Consider the following 18,992-nt stretch of genomic DNA (forward strand, 5'->3'; position numbering starts at 1 on the left):
TCGGTTGATTTGCTTATATGTGACTCATGCTACCGCCGCAGAAACGATATATCCAATAGACAAAAACGAATTACAAATACCGATAAAGTCTAACAAAACAGACGTTTTTACTGATTTTTCCGCTAGACATAGCGTTTTACACCTTTCGAACATGCTCTAGCGCAACGCGAGAAGCGGCTCAGCTTCCGACTTCGAGCGAACCCGGAATGCGCGGGCTGACCTGATTGCGCCCCCGGTCCTTGGCATGGTAGAGCTCGACGTCGGCCAACTGGATCAGCCGCGACGAGGCCTCGCCGTGCAGCGGATAGAGTGCGGCCACCCCGATGCTGAGCGTCACTATCGGACCCGCGCGGGAATAGCCATGCTCAAGCTCGGCGTCGCGCACCGCCTGTACCAGCTTCTCGGCCAGGTAGAGCGCGCCCGCGAGATGCGTGCCGGGCAGCACCAGCGCAAACTCCTCGCCGCCGTAACGCGCAGCGAGGTCAAGCGGGCGCCGTGCATGGGCAGCGATGATGCGGGCGATATCGCGCAATACCATATCGCCTTCGTGATGGCCGTAATTGTCGTTATAAGCCTTGAAGTAATCGATGTCACACAGCAACAGGGCAACGGGCTTGCGCTCGCGCTGGGCGCGCGACCACTCGCGCTCCAGCACCTCGTTGAAACAGCGCCGGTTGGCAATGCCGGTCAACGCATCCTCGCTCGCCAGGCGTGCCAGCTTTTCGTTGACCACTTCCAGCTCCTGGGTTCTCTCTACCACCCTCGATTCCAGGTTATCGATCATGTCCTGCAGGCTGACGGCCATCCCGTCGAAGGCGTGCGCGAGGCTGTTGATCTCGCGCACGGAACTGTCAGGCATCGGCCGCCCGTCCCACTCGCCGCGGGCGAGTTGTGCCGCATACTGATTGATCTCTTCGATGGGATGCGATACCCGCTTGGTCAGTGCGATGCCGAAGCGCGTGCCGATCACAACGGAAAGCAGGATCAGCAGACCGCTGATACGCAGATTGTCGGTCAGCATGCCGGAGAAATCCTTCTCGGGTAGCAGCACGCCTATTGTCAGTTTCAGGCCATCCGGCCCCTCGTACGGAATCGCATTGAGCAGATAGTTCTCCGACCCGATACTGATCAGGCGCGAGCCGGTGAGCGGAGATCTCTTCAACTCGCGTCCGGCGGCGGCAATGCGCGGTTCATGGCTCTCGCTGGCGCTGAAACGGTGCAGATCGCCGCCGCGCATCTCGAACAGCGAACTGCTGTCCGAGGTCGCCAGCAGGTGGCCATGGACATCCATCAAAAACGAAAGTCCGTGCGCGCTGCTCTGCGACTCTTCCAGGAACCGGCTGAGCTGGTCCTCGCCCACATAGACGCCAGCGACCCCGAGCAAGGCATGACCGGCGCCGTAGACGGGTGCACCGATGCCAAAACCGAGACCATCCCGGCTATCGAGGTGGTCGGGATCGTCCCAACTCGGCGCGCCGGTGGCCACCGCCCTGCGAAACCAGGCGGTTTCAGTCACGTCATAGGGACTTTCACCCACATATAAAAGATCGCGCGCGCTATCGTCCGAACCGGTGGAATAGATCTGCAGTACCCCCCGGGTCCGTTGCCCGGACAGCACCACATGCACTGTCGTCCCCTGGCGGGCGCGACGTGCGGCGACGAACTCGTTAGAGGGGCGGCCAAAACTGATCGCCGTCAGATAAGGCATCTGATACAGCTGCAAAGCAAACATCCGCTGCTGCGCGAGGCTGTCGTCCACCCCCATCTGCCGACTCTGCAACAGGTCGCGGTTGACATGGGCGATCGTGGCCGCAGAGTTGAACAACTGCTGCAGGTTGGTCTTGATGCGCTGGCCGATCTCGTCGGAGAGCCTGCGCTCGAATTGATGGGCGGAGGCCTGCCAGTTCTGATACGAAATCCATCCAATGAGGACGACTCCGGATAAAAATAACAGCAAGAACGGCGCTATCAAAAACGTCCGCAGCGATACCCCTCGTTTCATGCCGTTCCCCATGACCAGACAACCCATACATTGATACTAGTAAACACGGACGAGATATTCCGTTCTTAAGGTCATACCCGTCAAGAATTGACGCACGCCTCCTCCCCGCATCGACCAAAGCGCACTATTATTCCATAAATATCATATAGTTAAAAAAATTAACCAAAGTGCCAATAACAATCAAACTGCAATTCCTATATGCTATTCACTAGCATTAAATCTAAATTATCTCTTACAACAATAATCCCCCTCCAGGAGGAACGATGAACTGGAATCAGGAACTGCTGGCCAGTAGCCTGTGGCTGGCCAGAGCCTACGGCATCACCTTGCTCGCCTTTGGTCTGTTCGCCTGGGCCGTTACCCGCTACACGCAATGGGGGCGCCAGTTCGTCGCACTGGCCGGCCCTTATTTCTCGCCGCGGCGCAGCCTCAAGCCGCTTGGCATTCTGGCTTTGATCCTGCTGTTGACCTTGCTCGCCGTGCGCTTGAACGTACTGTTCTCGACCTGGTTCAACGGCATGTACACCGCGCTGCAAAATCTGGACGCCAAAGTCTTCTGGATGGAGATCGCCGTGTTCTCCGTGCTGGCCAGCTTGCACGTGGTGCGCTCGCTGTTCGATTTTTATATCCAGCAGAGCTTTACCCTGCACTGGCGCCAGTGGCAGAACGAACACCTGCTGGGCCGCTGGCTGGACCGGCAGGCCTATTACCGCAGCCAGTATCTGGCTCAACCGGCCGACAACCCCGATCAGCGGCTGCAGCAAGATGTCGCCAGCTTCGTCACCACTTCGCTCGACCTGTCGATGGGGATGGTCAATGCGCTGGTCTCGACAGTGGCCTACACGCTTATTCTGTGGAATCTGTCCGGCATACTGAACGTCTTGGGTCTGCATATTCCCAGGGGGATGGTGTTCGCGGTCTTCCTCTATGTCATTGTCGCGACCGGTTTCGCCTTCCGGATCGGCCGTCCTCTGGTCGGACTGAATTTTCGCAATGAAAGGCTGAACGCTGATTACCGGTATGCTCTGGTCCGCCTGCGCGAGTACGCGGAAAGCATCGCCTTTTACGGCGGCGAGGGGGTCGAAGGCCGACAGCTGCGCCAGCGCTTTGCCCGCATCATCGACAACGCCTGGCAGATTGTCTACCGGTCGCTGAAATTCCAGAGCTTCAACTTCATCGTGTCGCAGACGGCGGCGGTATTCCCTTTCATCATTCAAGCCTCCCGTTTCTTCGCCAAGCAGATCACGCTTGGCGACATGGTGCAAACGGCCCAGGCCTTCGGGACCCTACACGATAACCTGTCTTTCTTCCGTAACGCGTATGACAATTTTGCCAGCTACCGTGCGGTGCTGAACCGGCTGTCCGGCTTCACCGAGGCGATCTCGAACGCCGTAGCCCTGCCCGAGCCGTCGCGGCATGAGCGCGGCAGCGAACTGAGCCTGGAAGGGCTGAGCGTGCGCACGCCCGCCGGCGTCTTGCTGCTCGAGCAGCTCACTGTCCGGGTCGACACCGCTCGGCCCCTGCTGATACGCGGGCGCTCGGGCGCAGGCAAGACCACGCTGCTGCGCGCGATAGCGGGCTTGTGGCCGTATAGCGAGGGCGAGATCGTACGCCCCGAGGGCGCTTCGCTGTTTCTGTCGCAGAAGCCCTATCTGCCGCAGGGAACCTTGCGCGATGCGCTCTACTACCCGGCCGGTGTCGTGGCACAGGACGATGCCATGGCACGCCAGGTCTTGCGCGATGTACAGCTCGGGCACCTGATCGATCGCCTCGACGAATCGACCGACTGGGGGCATATCCTGTCGCTAGGCGAACAGCAGCGTCTCGCTTTCGGGCGCCTGCTGCTGGCCAGACCGCAGGCCGCGTTTCTGGACGAAGCCACATCGGCCATGGATGAAGGGTTGGAAGAAGCCATGTACCGTCTGGTCAGGGAACGCTTGCCGCAACTGGTGCTGGTCAGCGTGGGGCACCGCAGCACCCTGCGCGCCTTCCACCCGCGCGAGCTGCAACTGCTGGGCGACGGCGCCTGGCAACTGGCCTGACAAGACCGGCGGGCGGGGGCCGCCCCGCCCGCGCAGCCTAGCGCGCGCTCTTGTGGTAGCGCGCTTCGAGACGGGCCTGGAATACTTCCAGGACGATGGACAATATCCAGTAGATCACCGCGGCGGTAATCAGCATTTCCATATAGCGGTAGGACGAGCGGCCATAGCTCTGTGCGAGGAACATGATCTCCCACAAGCCCATCACCGATACCAGCGACGAATCCTTGAGCATGGAAATAAACATCGCCCCGACCGGTGGTATCGCGACCTTCATCGCCTGCGGCATGATGATTTTGCTGAAGATATGGCGCCGGCTCAGTCCGAGCGCCATCGCCGCCTCCCACTGTCCGCGATCGACGGACAAAATGGCCGAGCGAAAAATCTCGCTCAAGTAGGCGCCGTAGCACAGCGACAGCGCGGTAATGCCGGAGGGGATGGCAGCGGGGACCGGGCCGAGCTGCGGCAAGCCGAGATAGATCAACAGGACTTGCAGCAGCAGCGGCGTACCGCGAAAAAACGAAGTATAGAAAGTTGCGATGCCGAAGGCGCACGCACTGCTGGACATGCGGCCCAGCGCCGACAGCAGCCCCAGTATCAGGGAAATCACCATGGAGGCCAGACAGAGCAACAACGTCAGCGGCACCCCCTGGACAAAACCGTCCGGAGCCAGCTCAAAACCGAGCAGGCTGGGCAATTTGTCCCAGACAAAGGAAAACTGCAGTTGGAAGCTGGAAACGAACAGCAGAAAACCGGCGAGCAGCGTACCCCACACCAGCGCCACGCGCAGCTTGAAGGAGGGGACGAAAGATTGTTGAGTCGACATAGAATACTAAGCAAAGCCCCTGCCGCAGAGCGGCAGGGGCGGGGCGAGTCAAATACGCATCACTTGGTGATGTCGCTACCGATCCACTTTTTGGATATCTTCGAAATCGTTCCGTCCTTGCGCAGATCGGACATGACCTTGGCCACCAGCGCCTGCCACTCCGGATCGCCCTTGTCCACGGCGACCCAGTTTGGTTCCAGGTACAGGGGTTTGCCTACAATCCTGAACTTGCCCGGCTGCTTGTCCAGCCGCGCCTTGGCCGTCACATAGTTGGATACGATGCCATCGATGCGCTTGCCGTCGCCCAGCGCCAGATCCTGATAGGCGAGGTCTTCGCTCGCATAGGGCGACACGATCACGCGGTCGAAAGGATAGGTCGGCTGAGCGCTGGTGCCCCACAGAGTCAGGGCTTTCTGCGCGTAACGTTCATAGGATGAACCCTGTTCGACGCCGATGCGCTTGCCGCCGGCATCGCGCATGTCCTTGATCCGGGTATTGGCGGCATTGACCACCAGCACGGCGGGCGAGCTGTAGTAATAGGAAACGAAACTGAGAATATCGGCTTTTTTCTTGTCCGGCGTCATCGAGCATACGCAGATATCGAAGCGGTTGCCCCAGCGACCGGCGGTGATAGCCTCCCAGGACGGCGTTTCGATTTTCAATCTGGCGCCCAGCCTCGCGGCCACGGCCTTGGCCACGTCGACGTCGAAGCCATCCATCTGGTTATGCGCGTTAAGGAATGAGAACGGCGGGTAGCTCTGGTCTAGGACTTCGACCAGCACATGCGTTTTTTTGACTCGATCCAGCGTCGCGCCGGCCAGCACCGCCACGCTCCACACTGCGCACAAGGCTGCGACGCCCGCCCGCTTGGTCCATTTATTTTGCATACCACTCACATTCAAAATTAAATTCCGGTTAGTCCGAATATTCCACAAATTTACCATGAGCACAACCTCGCCCCCCGCTGCGCCGCCTCGCGTCGGCCCGGCACGACGCCACAGTAAGCCTTGCAATAATCGCGACTTGCGCAGCGGAGCCGGCTATCAGCGCACGGTGGCCGGACGCCTGCTGAAGGCCCTGCTTCACGCGAGCGACAGGCGTTTGATGACGGCTACATGTCTATACAAAACAGGCGGCATACCGCTAGGCATGTGGCAAATAAAAGAAGGCCTGCACTCTTGTCTAGACACGGACGCGGGCGCCCCTGCTCTAGCCACCTGCGTTACACCATGGCATGCTTGACTCAAGCACACTGGACACGGGAGGACGCCATGCGCGAGATCACCATCCGCCACAGCACGGCGGACGACATCGCTGGCATCAGAAGCGTTTACGAAGGACCGAAAGCCTATTCCGGCACCATGCAACTGCCCTTCCCCTCTCTCGAGAAATGGGAAAAGCGGCTTGCCGATTTTCCACCCGGCCGTTACAGCCTGGTGGCCGAAGTCGAGGGCGAGATCGTCGGTCAACTCGGTCTGGAAGCGATGCAGAACCCACGGCGCAAGCACGTCGCCAGCGTAGGCATGGGGGTCAAGGATGCGTGGCACGGGCAAGGCATAGGCAGCAGGCTGTTGGCGGCCGCCATCGACCTGGCCGAGAACTGGCTCGATATCAGTCGCATCGAACTGTCAGTATTCGTCGACAACGCCGCCGCGATCGCCCTCTATAAGAAGCACGGCTTCGCGATCGAAGGCGAATCGCCGCGTTACGCGTTTCGCAACGGCGAGTATGCAAACGTCTATCACATGGCGAGAATGACGCGACTCTAAGATCGCGCCGTCTTCCGCGCCGCTCACCGACATGTCATCATATAAGGCATGGCGCAATCACCATATTAGGTGAGTAGCAAAAACGCATAACGTCCGCGGGGAAGAGATGACCGATTTTACCAATGAAGTAAACGAGCGTATCGCCGCTCTCTCCGTCAACACCGAGCTGCAGGAGATTTCCGCCGCCTTCCTGCGCGCTTCGACGGCCCCGAAATACTGCTACAACTTCGCCTGGCAGGGCCGCCCCATCATTCAGTACCCGCAAGACATCGTGGCGATGCAGGAACTGATCTGGGCGATCAAACCCGATCTCATCATCGAAACCGGCATCGCCCACGGCGGCTCGCTGGTTTTCAGCGCATCCATGCTCGCCCAGCTCGATCTGTGCGACGCCATCGAGAGCGGCGCCACGATCGATCCGCGCCAGTCGCGGCGCAAGGTCGTCGGCATCGATATCGATATCCGTGCCCATAACCGGGCGGCGATCGAGGCGCACCCGATGGCATCGCGCATCCGGATGCTGCAAGGGTCGAGCACAGACCCCGCCATCGTGGAACAGGTGCGGGCGATCGCCGCCGACTATCGCACCGTGCTCGTCTGCCTCGACAGCAACCACACCCACGACCACGTGCTCGCCGAACTCGAAGCCTATGCCGGTCTGACCTCGGTGGGCAGCTACTGCGTGGTGTTCGATACCGTGGTCGACGAGTTGCCCAAAGAATTGATCCCCGACCGCCCATGGGGTCCTGGCGACAATCCCAAAACGGCGGTATGGGCCTTCCTGAAGACGCACCCCGAGTTCGCGATAGACGCGAGCATCCACGACAAACTGCAGATTACCGTCGCCCGCGACGGCTATCTGCGGCGGATCAAGCACTGAATCGCCGTGCCTCCCGCCGCCCCCGGCGGTAGGCGCGGACATGCCGGCCAGGCAGAGCGCAATCCGGCCGGCAACCCTCTCTCCCCTCGTTCATCTTCCATTCCATACGCTGAAGTGGTGCCGGTCTGGCACATGCGCCCTGCACAGGCGTCCCGTTCTGGCGCACGCGATGACAGCGGCCGGTGCAAGCCGTGCGAGCCTGGAATAATTATTCCTTGTTTTTCAATGACCTAAGCACCGCCCTCTTTGCCCCCATCTTCTCCTGCCTGATCCAGTCAGCCTGGCATGACGTTTGCTATGTTATAAAAATAACAAAACGAACATACATGACAGAGAACGAACAGCGGAGATCAAATGGAACAAGCCGATATCATCGCCGACATTGAACGCCATTACCCGGAGCTGACGCCCACCGGCAAAGACATCGCCAGCTATCTGCTCGCCAATCTGGAGCAGTTGCCGTTCGAAACGGCCAGCAGCATTGCCCAGGCCACGGGCACCAGCGGCATTTCGGTCGGGCGCCTGCTGCGCACACTCGGCTATCGCAATCTCGACGATTTCAAACACGCGTTGCGCGGCAAGACAGAAACCCGCCCATGGATGATCACCGACCGCCTCGGGGCATTTCGCGCCCAGCACGACGCAGCGGATCGAAGCGATCACTCGCTGACGCTGGAACTCGAAGCCATCCGCCATGCGCATGCACTGGCTCAGAGTCCGGTCTTTGCCCGCGTCGCCAAGCGCCTCGCCCATGCCGAAGCCGTGTTCATTCTCGGCATTCAGTCAACACGTGGCATTGCTAACGCTTTTTTTAGCCATCTTGAGTATTTGCGTCCGCGTGTGTTCTACGCCGAAGGCCAGGCCGGCACCTATGTGGAATCGCTCAATTCGGGTTTCGCTCACCCCTATCTGGTGGTCACTGACCTGCGCGCGTATTCCAGCCTGACGCGCAAAGTATGCGCCGCCGCAGTCGAACGCGGCATCGAGGTCTGCCTGGTCACCGACTGCTATTGCACCTGGGGCCGCGACTACCCGATAGACCTGCTGCAAGTCAAAACCGATGTCGGTCAGTTCTGGGATGCCTACTCGCCCTTGCTATGCCTGTTCAACCTGCTGGCCTCGTCCGTGGTCGAGCAGCTGGGGCCGGAGCTCGATACACGGCTCGCACAAAACCGCGCGCTGCAGAACACCTTTGGACAATTCGAACAATAACCGGAACCCGAACCATGCCACAGCACGCCGCTCCCCTGGTTGTCATCCACCCTCCGCGCCACCATGTCGAGATCGATCTGGTTTATGCCGGCGCCGACAATCTGACCGGGCGCCCGATCTACCGTCAGCCCTGCTGCCTGCTGCATCCCGATGCCGAGCGCGCACTGGAAAGCGCCATCCGCATTGCGGCACTGGCCGGGCTGCGCTTGCGCATCCTCGATGCCTACCGGCCGGCAGAGGCTCAGCGCCGGCTGTGGGATGCCTTGCCCGACAGCCGCTATGTGGCCGACCTGGAGCGCGGCTCGCACCATAGCCGCGGCGTCGCGCTCGACGTCACGCTGGTCGACGGCGACGGCAGCGTACTGGACATGGGCACGGCGTTCGACGAGATGAGCGAACGCTCCCATCCTTTTCACCCGGCAGTGGAGGCGGCGAGTCAGCGCAACCGCCTGCTGCTGCTAGCGATCATGACCCAGGCCGGCTTCCGGCCGATCGCGACCGAATGGTGGCATTTCGAACTCGACAATGCCATCGCCTATCCGCTCGTCGACGACGAGCGGCTGACCTGCCTTCCCTTGCCGCTGCGGTAAGGGTTTCATCGTGTTATCTGTCCCTGTCATGTCAAGAAGGAGCGCTCGATGTACGAACCATGTTCTGTAAACGAGAAGGTATCCGCGCACGCGCGCATCACCGTCATCGCGGCAACCCTGCTGCTGGCGCTGGGGGCGACCGCGACGGCACTCGCCGCCACTCCGCCCGGGGTTCTGGTGATAGGCAAGGCCGCCGATCCGCAGACGCTGGATCCCGCGGTTACCATAGACAACAACGACTGGACCGTGACCTACCCGTCCTATCAGCGACTGCTGCGCTACAAGGGCGGCTCGACGAGTGTCGAAGGCGATCTGGCATCGTCATGGAGCTCATCCCCGGATCACCTGAGCTGGACCTTCGTCCTGAAGTCCGGCCAGCGCTTCGACGACGGCACGCCGGTAACGGCGGAGGCGGTCAAGCAGTCTTTCGAACGCATGCTGAAAATCGGCCAGGGGCCGGCCGATGCCTTCCCCAAAGGACTGGCCGTTTCCGTGCCCAAACCGGGGGTGGTCAAATTCACCTTGCCGACGCCGTTCGCCCCCTTCCTGTACACGCTGGCCAATGACGGGGCCGCCATCATCAACCCCAAGGCCGTGGCGCAGAACGCCGGCGATGACGGACGCGCCTGGCTCGCGCGCAATACGGCCGGCTCCGGCCCCTTCCGCCTGGTATCGTGGCAGAAGGGACAATCTCTGGTCCTGGCCCCCAACCCCTATTACGGCGGCCCCAAGCCCGCGCTGTCCAAGGTCGTGGTAAAAATCATCGGCGAGGCATCGACCCGGCGCCTGCAGCTCGAGCGCGGCGACCTGGACATCGCAGAGGAACTGCCGGTCGATCAACTGGAAGCGCTCAAGCACACATCGGGCGTCACCGTCGGCGCCTATCCTTCGCTGCGCGTGACCTATCTTTACCTCAACAACCGCAAGTCTCCCCTGTCCAACCCGGCGCTGCGGCGCGCCATCTCGTACGCCACCGACTATGACGGAATCATCAAAGGCGTCTTGCAGGGCAAAGCAAAGCAGATGCGCGGAGCGATACCGCAAGGGCTGTGGGGCTATGATCCACACGCCATGCAATACGGCTTCGACCTCAAGCGCGCGCGCGAGGCACTCGACCGTGCCGGTACCAAGCCCGCCACGCTGAGCTTCCTCTATTCGGACCGCGATCCGAACTGGGAGCCAATCGGTCTGGCCTTGCAGGCCAATCTGGCCAAGCTGGGCATCACGCTGACGATGGAAAAGCTGGCTAACGCCACGATGCGCGATCGTGTGGGCAAGGCCGACTACGATATTTCCATCGGCAACTGGAGCCCCGACTTCGCCGATCCCTATATGTTCATGAACTACTGGTTCGAGACCGCCAAGGCCGGGTTGCCGGGCAACCGCGCGTTCTACACCAATGCGCAAGTCGACGCGCAACTGGTACGCGCCGCGACGCTCACCGATCAGAAGCAGCGCACGCAGCTGTATCAGTCGGCGCAGAAGACCATCATCGGCGAAGCGCCCTATGTCTTCCTGTTCCAGAAGAACTATGAGGTTGCGTTGCGCAGTTCGGTCAAGGGCTTTGTATTCAACCCGATGTTGGAGCAAGTGTTCAATCTGGACACGCTGTCCAAGCACTGACCCCGGTCGCGGGGAGGGCCGCCCGCGGCCTTCCCCGACCACCGGAGATGGAGACAAGCCATGTCCTTTCTTCCCGTTTTGCGCCAGCGTCTGTTCGGACTGATGGTGGTGGTGCTGGGGGTCTCCTTCATCACCTTCGCCGTGTCCCATCTGATTCCGGGCGACCCCGCGCGCCTGATCGCCGGCGACCGCGCCTCGAACGAAACCGTGCTGCACCTGCGCCATACGCTGGGGCTGGACCGCCCATGGTGGGTGCAGTATGCCCACTACGTGAACGGGCTCGTGCATGGCGATCTCGGCACATCCATACGTACCGGCCGCCCGGTACTGGAAGACCTGGTCGCGTTTTTTCCGGCCACGCTCGAACTTGCGCTCGTCGCGCTGTTCTTTGCGACGGTGATCGGCGTTCCACTCGGGGTACTCTCGGCGGTGTATCGCAACCGCGTACTGGACCAGATCGCGCGGACCGTATCGGTCATCGGCATCTCCACGCCCGCATTCTGGCTCGGGCTCGGCGTCATCGTGCTGTTCTACGGCAAGCTGGCCTGGCTGCCTGGCAGCGGGCGGCTGGACGAAGGGCTGGATGCGCCGGCGGCGATAAGCGGCATGTACCTGCTGGACGCCCTGCTGCGCGGCCAGCGCGACGTATTCTTCAATGCCCTGCAGCATATCCTGCTGCCGGCTTTCACCCTGGGTTTTGTCCACCTCGGCGTCGTCGCCAGACAAATCCGTTCGGCCATGCTCGGCGAATTGGGCGAGGACTATATCCGAACCGCGCGCGCCAGCGGTCTGTCGGCAGCGAGCGTGATACTGCGCCACGCGCTGCCCAATGCACTGATTCCATCGGTCACGGTGCTCGGCCTCGCGCTCGGCGATCTTCTATACGGTGCGGTTCTGACCGAAACCGTGTTCGCCTGGCCCGGCATGGGCGCCTATGTGGTCAATTCGATTCAGTCGCTCGATTTTCCCGCGGTCATGGGCTTCGCCGTCCTGGTGTCGTTTGCCTATGTCCTGGTGAACCTGCTGGTCGACCTGTTGTACCGGCTCATCGATCCACGTATCAAGGAGGTCAACTGATGGAAGCTAGCTCGATGGAACAGAGCGAAGCCGCAACGCCGGCCGGGCGCGGCGGGCGGGTGTGGTACCGCCTGCGGCAAAGCCCGCTGACCCTGGCCGGAGGAGCGGTCATCCTGCTCGTGATACTGCTGATGCTGAGCGCGCCCTGGCTGGCACCCTATCCGCCCGATGCCATCGATCTGGGCGCCCGCCTGGCGGCGCCGTCGGACGCGCACCGCTTCGGCACCGATGAAGTCGGGCGCGATCTGCTGTCGCGCGTTTTGTACGGAAGCCGGCAGTCAGTGACAGCCGGTCTGGCGGTGGTACTGCTGGCCGGAGTCATCGGCTCGCTGACCGGCTGTTTTTCCGGTGTCGTCGGCGGCCGCGTCGACAGTATCATCATGCGGCTGATGGATATCATGCTGTCGGTGCCGTCGCTCGTGCTCACCCTGGCGCTGGCGGCCGCGCTCGGGCCCAGCCTGTTCAACGCGATGCTGGCCATCGCCGTAGTGCGCATCCCGTTCTACGTGCGCCTCGCCCGTGGCCAGGCATTGTCTTTGCGCGAAACCGGCTACGTCAAAGCCGCCGCCACGTTCGGCGCGTCGCGCTGGCATATCGTGCATTGGCATGTGCTACGCAACAGCCTGCCGCCACTGATCGTGCAAGGCTCGCTCGATATCGGCGGCTCCATCCTGATGGCGGCGACGCTGGGCTTCATCGGACTGGGCGCACAACAACCCACGGCCGAGTGGGGGGCGATGGTTGCGACCGGCCGCAACTACCTGCTCGACCAGTGGTGGTACTCGGCTTTTCCCGGCGCCGCCATCCTGATCACCGCCACCGGATTCAATCTGTTCGGCGACGGCTTGCGCGATCTGCTCGACCCCAGACAACAGGCACGCTGACCATGAACCCATCCCCCGTTTTATCCATCGACCGGCTCAGCCTCGAGTTTCCGGTCTATCGCGGCGCCATCCATGCGCTCAACGGCGTAACGCTGTCGGTCGGCGCCGGTGAAATCGTCGGCATCGTCGGCGAGTCGGGCTCCGGCAAGTCGGTGACGGCGATGATGGCGATGCGGCTGCTACCCGCCACCAGCTATCGCGTCACCGCCGGCTCGCTGCACGTTCTCGGCCACGACATGCTGACGGTGTCCGAGCGCACCCTGTCGGCCTTGCGCGGCGCCGATGTTGCCATGATTTTTCAGGAACCGATGACGGCGCTCAATCCGACACGCCGCATCGGCGCCGCCATGGTGGAAGTGATCCGCTGCCATCGGCGCCTGTCGGCGCACGACGCGCGCGCGCATGCCATCGCGCTGCTGGAAGACATGCACATCGCCGACGCCGCCGGCGTGCTGGAACGCTACCCTTTTGAACTATCCGGAGGCATGCGCCAGCGCATCCTCATCGCCCTGGCCTTCTCCTGCAATCCTCGCCTGCTGATCGCCGACGAACCGACCACCGCCCTCGACGTCACCGTGCAACGCCAGGTACTGCTGCTGTTGCGCGAACGCGCACGCGCGCTCGGCACCGGCGTTCTGTTCATCAGCCACGATATGGCCGTGGTCTCGCAGCTCTGCGACCGGGTCTATGTCATGTATGCGGGCAGCGTGGTCGAGTCCGGCCCAACCGCCGACATCCTGGTGCGCCCCGCGCATCCGTATACCCGCGGCTTGCTGCTCGGTCTGCCGGAATCGGCTGCGCCGCATACTCCGCTGCACACCATCCCCGGTACGGTACCCGATCTGTCGCGCGCATTGTGCGGTTGTCCGTTTGCCGCACGGTGCCCGGATGTCGGCCCGGCCTGCACGCTCAAGCCGGAACTGAGCACCGCCGCCGCGCGCGCGGTCGCCTGTCATTACGTCCACCACCCGGAGCCGGTCGCATGAACACTCCCGCCTTATTGACATTGGATGCGGTCCACGTCCGCTTTCCCGTCGCCCACAACTGGCTCGGACGCGCCACCGCGCACGCCCACGCGCTCAACGGTGTCTCGCTCGCGGTGAAGGCCGGTGAAACCCTGGGCATCGTCGGCGAGTCGGGTTGCGGCAAAAGCACACTGGTACACGTTCTGACCGGGCTGCTCGCACCGTCGTCCGGAGCCCTGCACGGCCGCGACGGAGAAGGCACGCGCATGCAAGTCGTGTTTCAGGACCCGCAATCCTCGCTTGACCCGCGACTGCCGGTGTGGAAAATCATCGCCGAGCCGGCCTGCGTGCTGCAGCACGCCACGGCCGCGCAGCAGCGCGCGCTCGCGGCTGAGGTCGCGGCCCAGGTCGGCCTGCGCGCAGCAACGCTCGATCGGTATCCGCATGAATTTTCCGGCGGGCAGCGCCAGCGCATCGCCATCGCGCGCGCGCTGGCGGCGCGGCCGGACATCATCGTGCTGGATGAGCCGACCTCGGCGCTCGACATCTCGGTGCAGGCGCAGATTCTCAACCTGCTGGCCGAGCTGCAACGCGAACGCGGGCTCACCTATATCCTGATTTCGCACAATGTGTCGGTGGTACGCCATGTCAGCGACCGGGTGGCGGTCATGTATCTGGGGCAGATCGTCGAAATCGGCACGACCGAACAGGTCCTGAATGCACCGCAACACCCTTATACCCGACTGTTGCTGGATGCGGTTCCGAAACTGGGCACGCCCTTTGCCACCGATGCGGCAACGACCCGGACCGAACTGCCCGGCAATCGCCAGCTGCCTGCAGGCTGCTTCTTCGCCGAACGCTGCTCGGAGCGCTGCGACGCCTGCGAACGGCCGCAGAACCTGCTGGACAGCAGCGATGCGACGCGGCAGGTGCGCTGCCATCTGCGCCAGTGAACACAGGGAGACGGGGACGAAAGCGGCGCGCGTACGCCTCCGAGCGGGCACGGCGGGCTCTGCTGCCGCAGGGCACGAGTTCACGCGGGCAAGTGGCAGACGGCCTCGATATTATTGCCTTCCGGGTCAATCACGAATGCGCCGTAATAATGGGGATGATAGTGCGGGCGCAGTCCCGGCGCCCCGTTATCCCGCCCACCCGCCTCAAGCGCCGCAGCGTAGAAAGCGTCGACGCTTTGCCGGTCCTTGGCGCTCCAGCACAGGTGGCATCCTGTCGTCGCCTCGCTCCCCCCGTAGGGGGACTCGCCATCGACAAACCAGGTATCGATCCGCTCGCCGTCGGCCTGGCTTGGATCGGGATATCCAAACCCCAGGACATTGAAGCCATGAACGGCTTCATAAGCGACGCGGTAGCCGAGCGTACGCAGTATCGGCTCATAGAAAGCCTTGGTCTTCGCGATATCGCGGACACGAAATGTCATGTGGTCCAGCATGGGATGCACTCCTTTTCATTTGTGACGGTCGGTAGCGACAATCAGAATACACAATGGAGTATGCATTAAGCATTGCCGCATGGTTCGATACAACGGCAAAATCGCTGCCCTGCCGATCCCCTTACTCGCGCTCACGCCACGCAGCCGCCAGCGCTTCGGTAAACACCTGCAGCTTGGCCGGTGGCCGAGGCAGTGCCCTCAGCAGGTGGATTTCTTCTTGGCGCCGGGCTGGATCGTCAAATACGGTGACGAGCTTTCCGTGAGCGCCGGCGAGTCCCGTGACCCACGTCGGCAGGTAGGCCAGGCCCAGCCCTGCCATGGCTGCCAGCAGTAATGCCTCGTAATCATCGCAAACCAGCACATTGTCGTCGGCGTTCTCCGGTATGAGTCCTGCCGCTCTCAGGCCGCGCCAGCCCAAGCCATCCGGGTCGTGGCGCTTGTCCAGCAAGCGGTGGCCGATCAGATCCGCAAGCGAGTCTGGCTGCCCGTGCTCGCTCAGATAGTCAGGGCTCGCGCAGATTGACCAGCACTGTGTCCCCAGGCGCAGCGCATAGAACCGGCTGTCCTTGAGCGGACCAATGCGGATCACCGCATCCAGGCGCTCGCGCGTCGGATCGGCCTGCCGCTCGGTGAAATCCAGTTCTACGCGCAAGGCGGGGTAGCGTGCGAGCAGGTCGGGCAGCAGCGGCAGGACGAGATGGCGGCCGAAGGTGGGGAGGCAGGCCACCCGCAATACGCCTCGCGGTTCATCGCCCAGGGTGGCGACCTCGGCGCGCAGGTCCACCAGTTCATCGAGCAGGGCGGGGACGCGGGACAGAAAGAGTTCACCCGCATCGGTGAGGGCCAGTCCGCGCGTGGATCGCACAAACAAGCGCGTGCCCAGCGCCGCTTCCAGTGCGTCGATCTGGCGGATCACCGAGGACGGCGCCACCCCCTGGCGGCCGGCCACGGCGGAAAAGCTGGATGCCCGGGCGACGGCCACGAAAACTGGCAGGTATTCTGCATAGCTAATTGACTGCATTCTTGCATATTACGCAAAACCGTTGCGCGCTGCAGCTGCATTCTACTGACCCAGCAATGAGCCTAGTATTGCTCCGCGATGAAACAGTATGAATGGAGTTTGTGAAATGGCTTTGCTTCCTCATGACACGACGCCGCTTTCCGGGCGCAGCGTGCTGGTGTTGTCGGCGACCTGCGGTTTTGCCGTGGCGACTCTGTATTACAGCCAGCCGTTGCTGCCCATGATGGCGGCGAGTTTTGGCGCGAGCGCCTCTGCCCAGGGTTCCATTGCCATGCTGACGCAGCTCGGCTATGCCGCGGGTTTGCTGCTTTTCGGTCCGCTGGGCGACCGGCTTGAGCGGCGCGGGCTGATCACCCTGCTGCTGTTGGCGAACATCTCGGGCTTGGCGCTTTGCGCAACGGCGAACAGTCTGGATTGGCTGCTGGCCGCCTCCACCCTGGTCGGGCTGACAGCGGTAAGCGCGCAGATCATCATTCCAGCGGTTTCCGGCCTGGCCGATCCCGCGCGACGCGGTCAAACCGTGGGCAGGCTGATGAGCGGCCTGTTCGCAGGAACACTGATGGCGCGCACCATCAGCGGATTTGTGGGGGCGCACGCGGGCTGGCGCGCAATGTTCTTGTTGGCCGCCTTGCTCGACATGGCCTTGATCGCGCTGGTCAATTATCACCTGCCAAAAACGCCGCCGGACAGCGAGCTGCCCTATGCGAAGCTGCTGGCTTCACTGTGGCAACTGCCTGCGCAGCAGCCATTGCTGCGCGAGGCCTGCCTCGTCGGCTTCCTGCTGTTTGCTGCATTCAACGTTCTGTGGGGCTCGCTGGCGATGATGCTGGCGCGGCCGCCCTACGGCTATGGCAGCGAGGTGGCGGGACTGTTCGGGCTGATAGGGATCGCAGGCATGTGTGCGTCCCCCACCATTGGCCGTTTGGTCGACCGATGGGGCGGACGCCGGATCGTTGCACTGGCGGCCGGGCTGGTGATGATCGCGTTCGCGTTGATTGCCGCGGCATCCTGGAACCTGGGCATGCTGATAGCGGGAGTGGTGGTGCTCGACCTCGGAAGCCGGGCCAATCTGGTGGCCAATCAGACGCGCCTCTATGCGCTACTGACCCAGGCGCGCGGACGGCTGAACACCCTGTTCATGGCGAGCTATTTCCTGGGCGGCGCAGTGGGCTCGGCCCTGGGTGGCGCGGCGGCGAGCCAATATGGCTGGCCGGGGGTGGCTGCCGCCGGCGTGCTCCTGGCTGCGGGGGCGTTCGGGACGGTTGTGCTGTGCCGTACGGCCGGACGTGTCGCTGATCCTGTCGGATGAGCCTCTTCTGATTCATACCGCCAGTATGGCTATGCCGTCAGGGGCTCGCTCGCAGCGACCCCGCAACTCGCGTCCACCCACAAACAGGCCGTTGCCCGGGTGGCAGAGGGGGGTGATTTTGACACAACGGCCCGAACAGCTGCATTTCACTGCGGATTCAACCGGTGGACGCAACACCCTATAACTGCATTATGCTGATGCAAGAATTTTCATGCATGAAGTGGGCGGGCGAGGCGGGGCTTCGATGGCGCGCGCGTGGCGCAGATCGTCAAGGATCAGCCACAATTTGTATCGCACCTTTTCCTTGTCATTGCATCGGGAGATCACATGATTCGTCTGTTCTTTGCCTATGTCTGTTCGCTGTTCCTGCTTTCTGGTGTCGCCGTTGCCGAACAATCCTCGGCGCCGGCAGTAGTACTACCACCTGCACAGTCAATTAGCCTTTGGCCACAGCAAGCACCGGGGGGAGACATGGTGCTCGGGGAGGAACGCAGCAATGCGGTGGGAACCGTTCATCACGTTGTCCACGCGCGGATGGAGATCTATCGGCCTTCCAGGCCGAATGGCACGGCAGTGCTGATCATCGCTGGAGGGGGGTACGCTGGCATCGCGATTGGCCACGAATCACAGCCAGCGGCACGCTGGTTGCTTGCACTTGGAGTAACCCCTGTCATTCTCTATTACCGCCTGCCAGCTGATGGGTGGCTGCCGGTCGCTCCGTTTCAGGATGCCCAGCGAGCAATGCGTTTGCTACGCGCGCAGGCAGGAAAGCTGCAAATTGACCCGCAGCATATTGGCGTGCTGGGATTTTCTGCCGGCGGTAACCTGGCAGGTATTACTGCTACTCGTTTTTCCGAAACATTCTATGCCGCTGTCGATGATGCCGACCGACTATCATCGCGCCCTGATTTTGCCGGGCTGATTTATCCGGTTATTTCGCTGAGAGCACCTTTCAATACAACCCGGTCTAGCCATCATCTTGCGCTGCAGCCCGATTCGGTGAGTGCTTATTCAGTCGAACTGCATGTCGATCAAGGAACGCCACCGACCTTTCTGGCTCAGGCAGCGGATGATCCTATTGCCAACATCGGCAACAGTTTGCTCATGTTCGATGCGCTTCACCGGCAGAAGATTCCGGTCGCATTACACATCTTTCCCAGCGGAGGGCACGGGTGGGGGATCGGCAAACCGGGAACGCTCGAAACCGCTTGGCCTCAGCTGTTTGCCGATTGGGCGACGTCTTGTGGCTTTCCGCTCGCGACAGTTGCACGCACGAAATAACGCAAGAAAGCCCTGTCTCGTATCGTCGCGATGTCCGGCAACGGCCTCACGAGCTCGGGAGGAGAGA

General features: G+C 62.0%; 17 protein-coding genes. 12 read left to right on the plus strand and 5 right to left on the minus strand.

Annotated features, from left to right (window positions below; translation table 11 throughout):
- Nucleotides 1-178 precede the first annotated feature (178 nt).
- Nucleotides 179-2,002: a sensor domain-containing diguanylate cyclase gene (locus G520_RS24130; protein ID WP_169449859.1), complete on the minus strand. Its 1,824-nt coding sequence runs from the start codon at nt 2,000-2,002 to the stop codon at nt 179-181.
- A gap of 263 nt (nt 2,003-2,265) precedes the next feature.
- Here G520_RS24130 and G520_RS0118465 point away from each other — a divergent pair, with 263 nt between their 5' ends.
- The gene (locus G520_RS0118465; RefSeq protein ID WP_028536947.1) at nt 2,266-4,044 is read left to right on the plus strand and encodes an ABC transporter ATP-binding protein/permease; all 1,779 of its coding nucleotides are present in this window, start codon (nt 2,266-2,268) and stop codon (nt 4,042-4,044) included.
- A 37-nt stretch (nt 4,045-4,081) separates the two neighbouring features.
- Here G520_RS0118465 and G520_RS0118470 read toward each other — a convergent pair whose 3' ends face one another.
- Together G520_RS0118470 and G520_RS0118475 are read right to left on the minus strand one after the other, a co-directional pair.
- Nucleotides 4,082-4,867 (minus strand): amino acid ABC transporter permease, encoded by a 786-nt coding sequence (locus G520_RS0118470; RefSeq protein ID WP_028536948.1) that lies wholly within the window; start codon nt 4,865-4,867, stop codon nt 4,082-4,084.
- A 59-nt stretch (nt 4,868-4,926) separates the two neighbouring features.
- Nucleotides 4,927-5,754, minus strand: a complete 828-nt coding sequence (locus G520_RS0118475) for a transporter substrate-binding domain-containing protein (RefSeq protein WP_036666546.1) — start codon at nt 5,752-5,754, stop codon at nt 4,927-4,929.
- Nucleotides 5,755-6,138: 384 nt separating this feature from the next.
- Here G520_RS0118475 and G520_RS0118480 point away from each other — a divergent pair, with 384 nt between their 5' ends.
- The 9 genes from G520_RS0118480 to G520_RS0118520 all read left to right on the plus strand — a co-directional run bounded on the left by G520_RS0118480 (nt 6,139) and on the right by G520_RS0118520 (nt 14,820).
- Entirely contained in the window at nt 6,139-6,636 is a 498-nt protein-coding gene (locus tag G520_RS0118480; protein WP_028536950.1) for a GNAT family N-acetyltransferase, read from the plus strand.
- Nucleotides 6,637-6,742: 106 nt separating this feature from the next.
- Nucleotides 6,743-7,516 (plus strand): cephalosporin hydroxylase family protein, encoded by a 774-nt coding sequence (locus G520_RS0118485; RefSeq protein ID WP_028536951.1) that lies wholly within the window; start codon nt 6,743-6,745, stop codon nt 7,514-7,516.
- Between the two features lie 354 nt (nt 7,517-7,870).
- Nucleotides 7,871-8,728, plus strand: a complete 858-nt coding sequence (locus G520_RS0118490) for a MurR/RpiR family transcriptional regulator (protein WP_028536952.1) — start codon at nt 7,871-7,873, stop codon at nt 8,726-8,728.
- 14 nt (nt 8,729-8,742) lie between these two features.
- Nucleotides 8,743-9,318 (plus strand): D-alanyl-D-alanine dipeptidase, encoded by a 576-nt coding sequence (gene ddpX, locus G520_RS0118495; RefSeq protein ID WP_028536953.1) that lies wholly within the window; start codon nt 8,743-8,745, stop codon nt 9,316-9,318.
- Nucleotides 9,319-9,366: 48 nt separating this feature from the next.
- Nucleotides 9,367-10,941, plus strand: coding sequence for an ABC transporter substrate-binding protein (locus tag G520_RS0118500; protein ID WP_036666547.1), 1,575 nt, complete (start codon nt 9,367-9,369; stop codon nt 10,939-10,941).
- A 60-nt stretch (nt 10,942-11,001) separates the two neighbouring features.
- Nucleotides 11,002-12,018, plus strand: coding sequence for an ABC transporter permease (locus G520_RS0118505; protein ID WP_028536955.1), 1,017 nt, complete (start codon nt 11,002-11,004; stop codon nt 12,016-12,018).
- Nucleotides 12,018-12,902, plus strand: a complete 885-nt coding sequence (ddpC, locus tag G520_RS0118510; protein ID WP_084637704.1) for a D,D-dipeptide ABC transporter permease — start codon at nt 12,018-12,020, stop codon at nt 12,900-12,902. The genes G520_RS0118505 and ddpC overlap by 1 nt, the downstream gene beginning before the upstream one ends.
- Before the next feature lie 2 nt (nt 12,903-12,904).
- Nucleotides 12,905-13,888, plus strand: coding sequence for an ABC transporter ATP-binding protein (locus G520_RS0118515; protein WP_036666548.1), 984 nt, complete (start codon nt 12,905-12,907; stop codon nt 13,886-13,888).
- Nucleotides 13,885-14,820: an oligopeptide/dipeptide ABC transporter ATP-binding protein gene (locus G520_RS0118520; protein WP_028536958.1), complete on the plus strand. Its 936-nt coding sequence runs from the start codon at nt 13,885-13,887 to the stop codon at nt 14,818-14,820. Before G520_RS0118515 ends, G520_RS0118520 begins: the two co-directional genes overlap by 4 nt.
- 80 nt (nt 14,821-14,900) lie before the next feature.
- Here G520_RS0118520 and G520_RS0118525 read toward each other — a convergent pair whose 3' ends face one another.
- Nucleotides 14,901-15,314 carry a VOC family protein gene (locus G520_RS0118525; RefSeq protein WP_028536959.1) on the minus strand — a complete coding sequence of 138 codons (414 nt, stop codon included), beginning with the start codon at nt 15,312-15,314 and terminating at the stop codon, nt 14,901-14,903.
- 121 nt (nt 15,315-15,435) lie between these two features.
- Nucleotides 15,436-16,335, minus strand: coding sequence for a LysR family transcriptional regulator (locus tag G520_RS0118530; RefSeq protein ID WP_028536960.1), 900 nt, complete (start codon nt 16,333-16,335; stop codon nt 15,436-15,438).
- A gap of 106 nt (nt 16,336-16,441) precedes the next feature.
- Here G520_RS0118530 and G520_RS23435 point away from each other — a divergent pair, with 106 nt between their 5' ends.
- A complete protein-coding gene (locus tag G520_RS23435) occupies nt 16,442-17,644 on the plus strand; it encodes an MFS transporter (protein WP_051229517.1) in 1,203 nt (400 codons plus the stop codon).
- A gap of 255 nt (nt 17,645-17,899) precedes the next feature.
- Nucleotides 17,900-18,925, plus strand: coding sequence for an alpha/beta hydrolase (locus G520_RS23440; RefSeq protein ID WP_156877015.1), 1,026 nt, complete (start codon nt 17,900-17,902; stop codon nt 18,923-18,925).
- The last annotated feature ends 67 nt before the right edge of the window (nt 18,926-18,992 follow it).

Source organism: Paludibacterium yongneupense DSM 18731 (assembly GCF_000422925.1).
Taxonomy (GTDB): Bacteria; Pseudomonadota; Gammaproteobacteria; order Burkholderiales; family Chromobacteriaceae; genus Paludibacterium; species Paludibacterium yongneupense.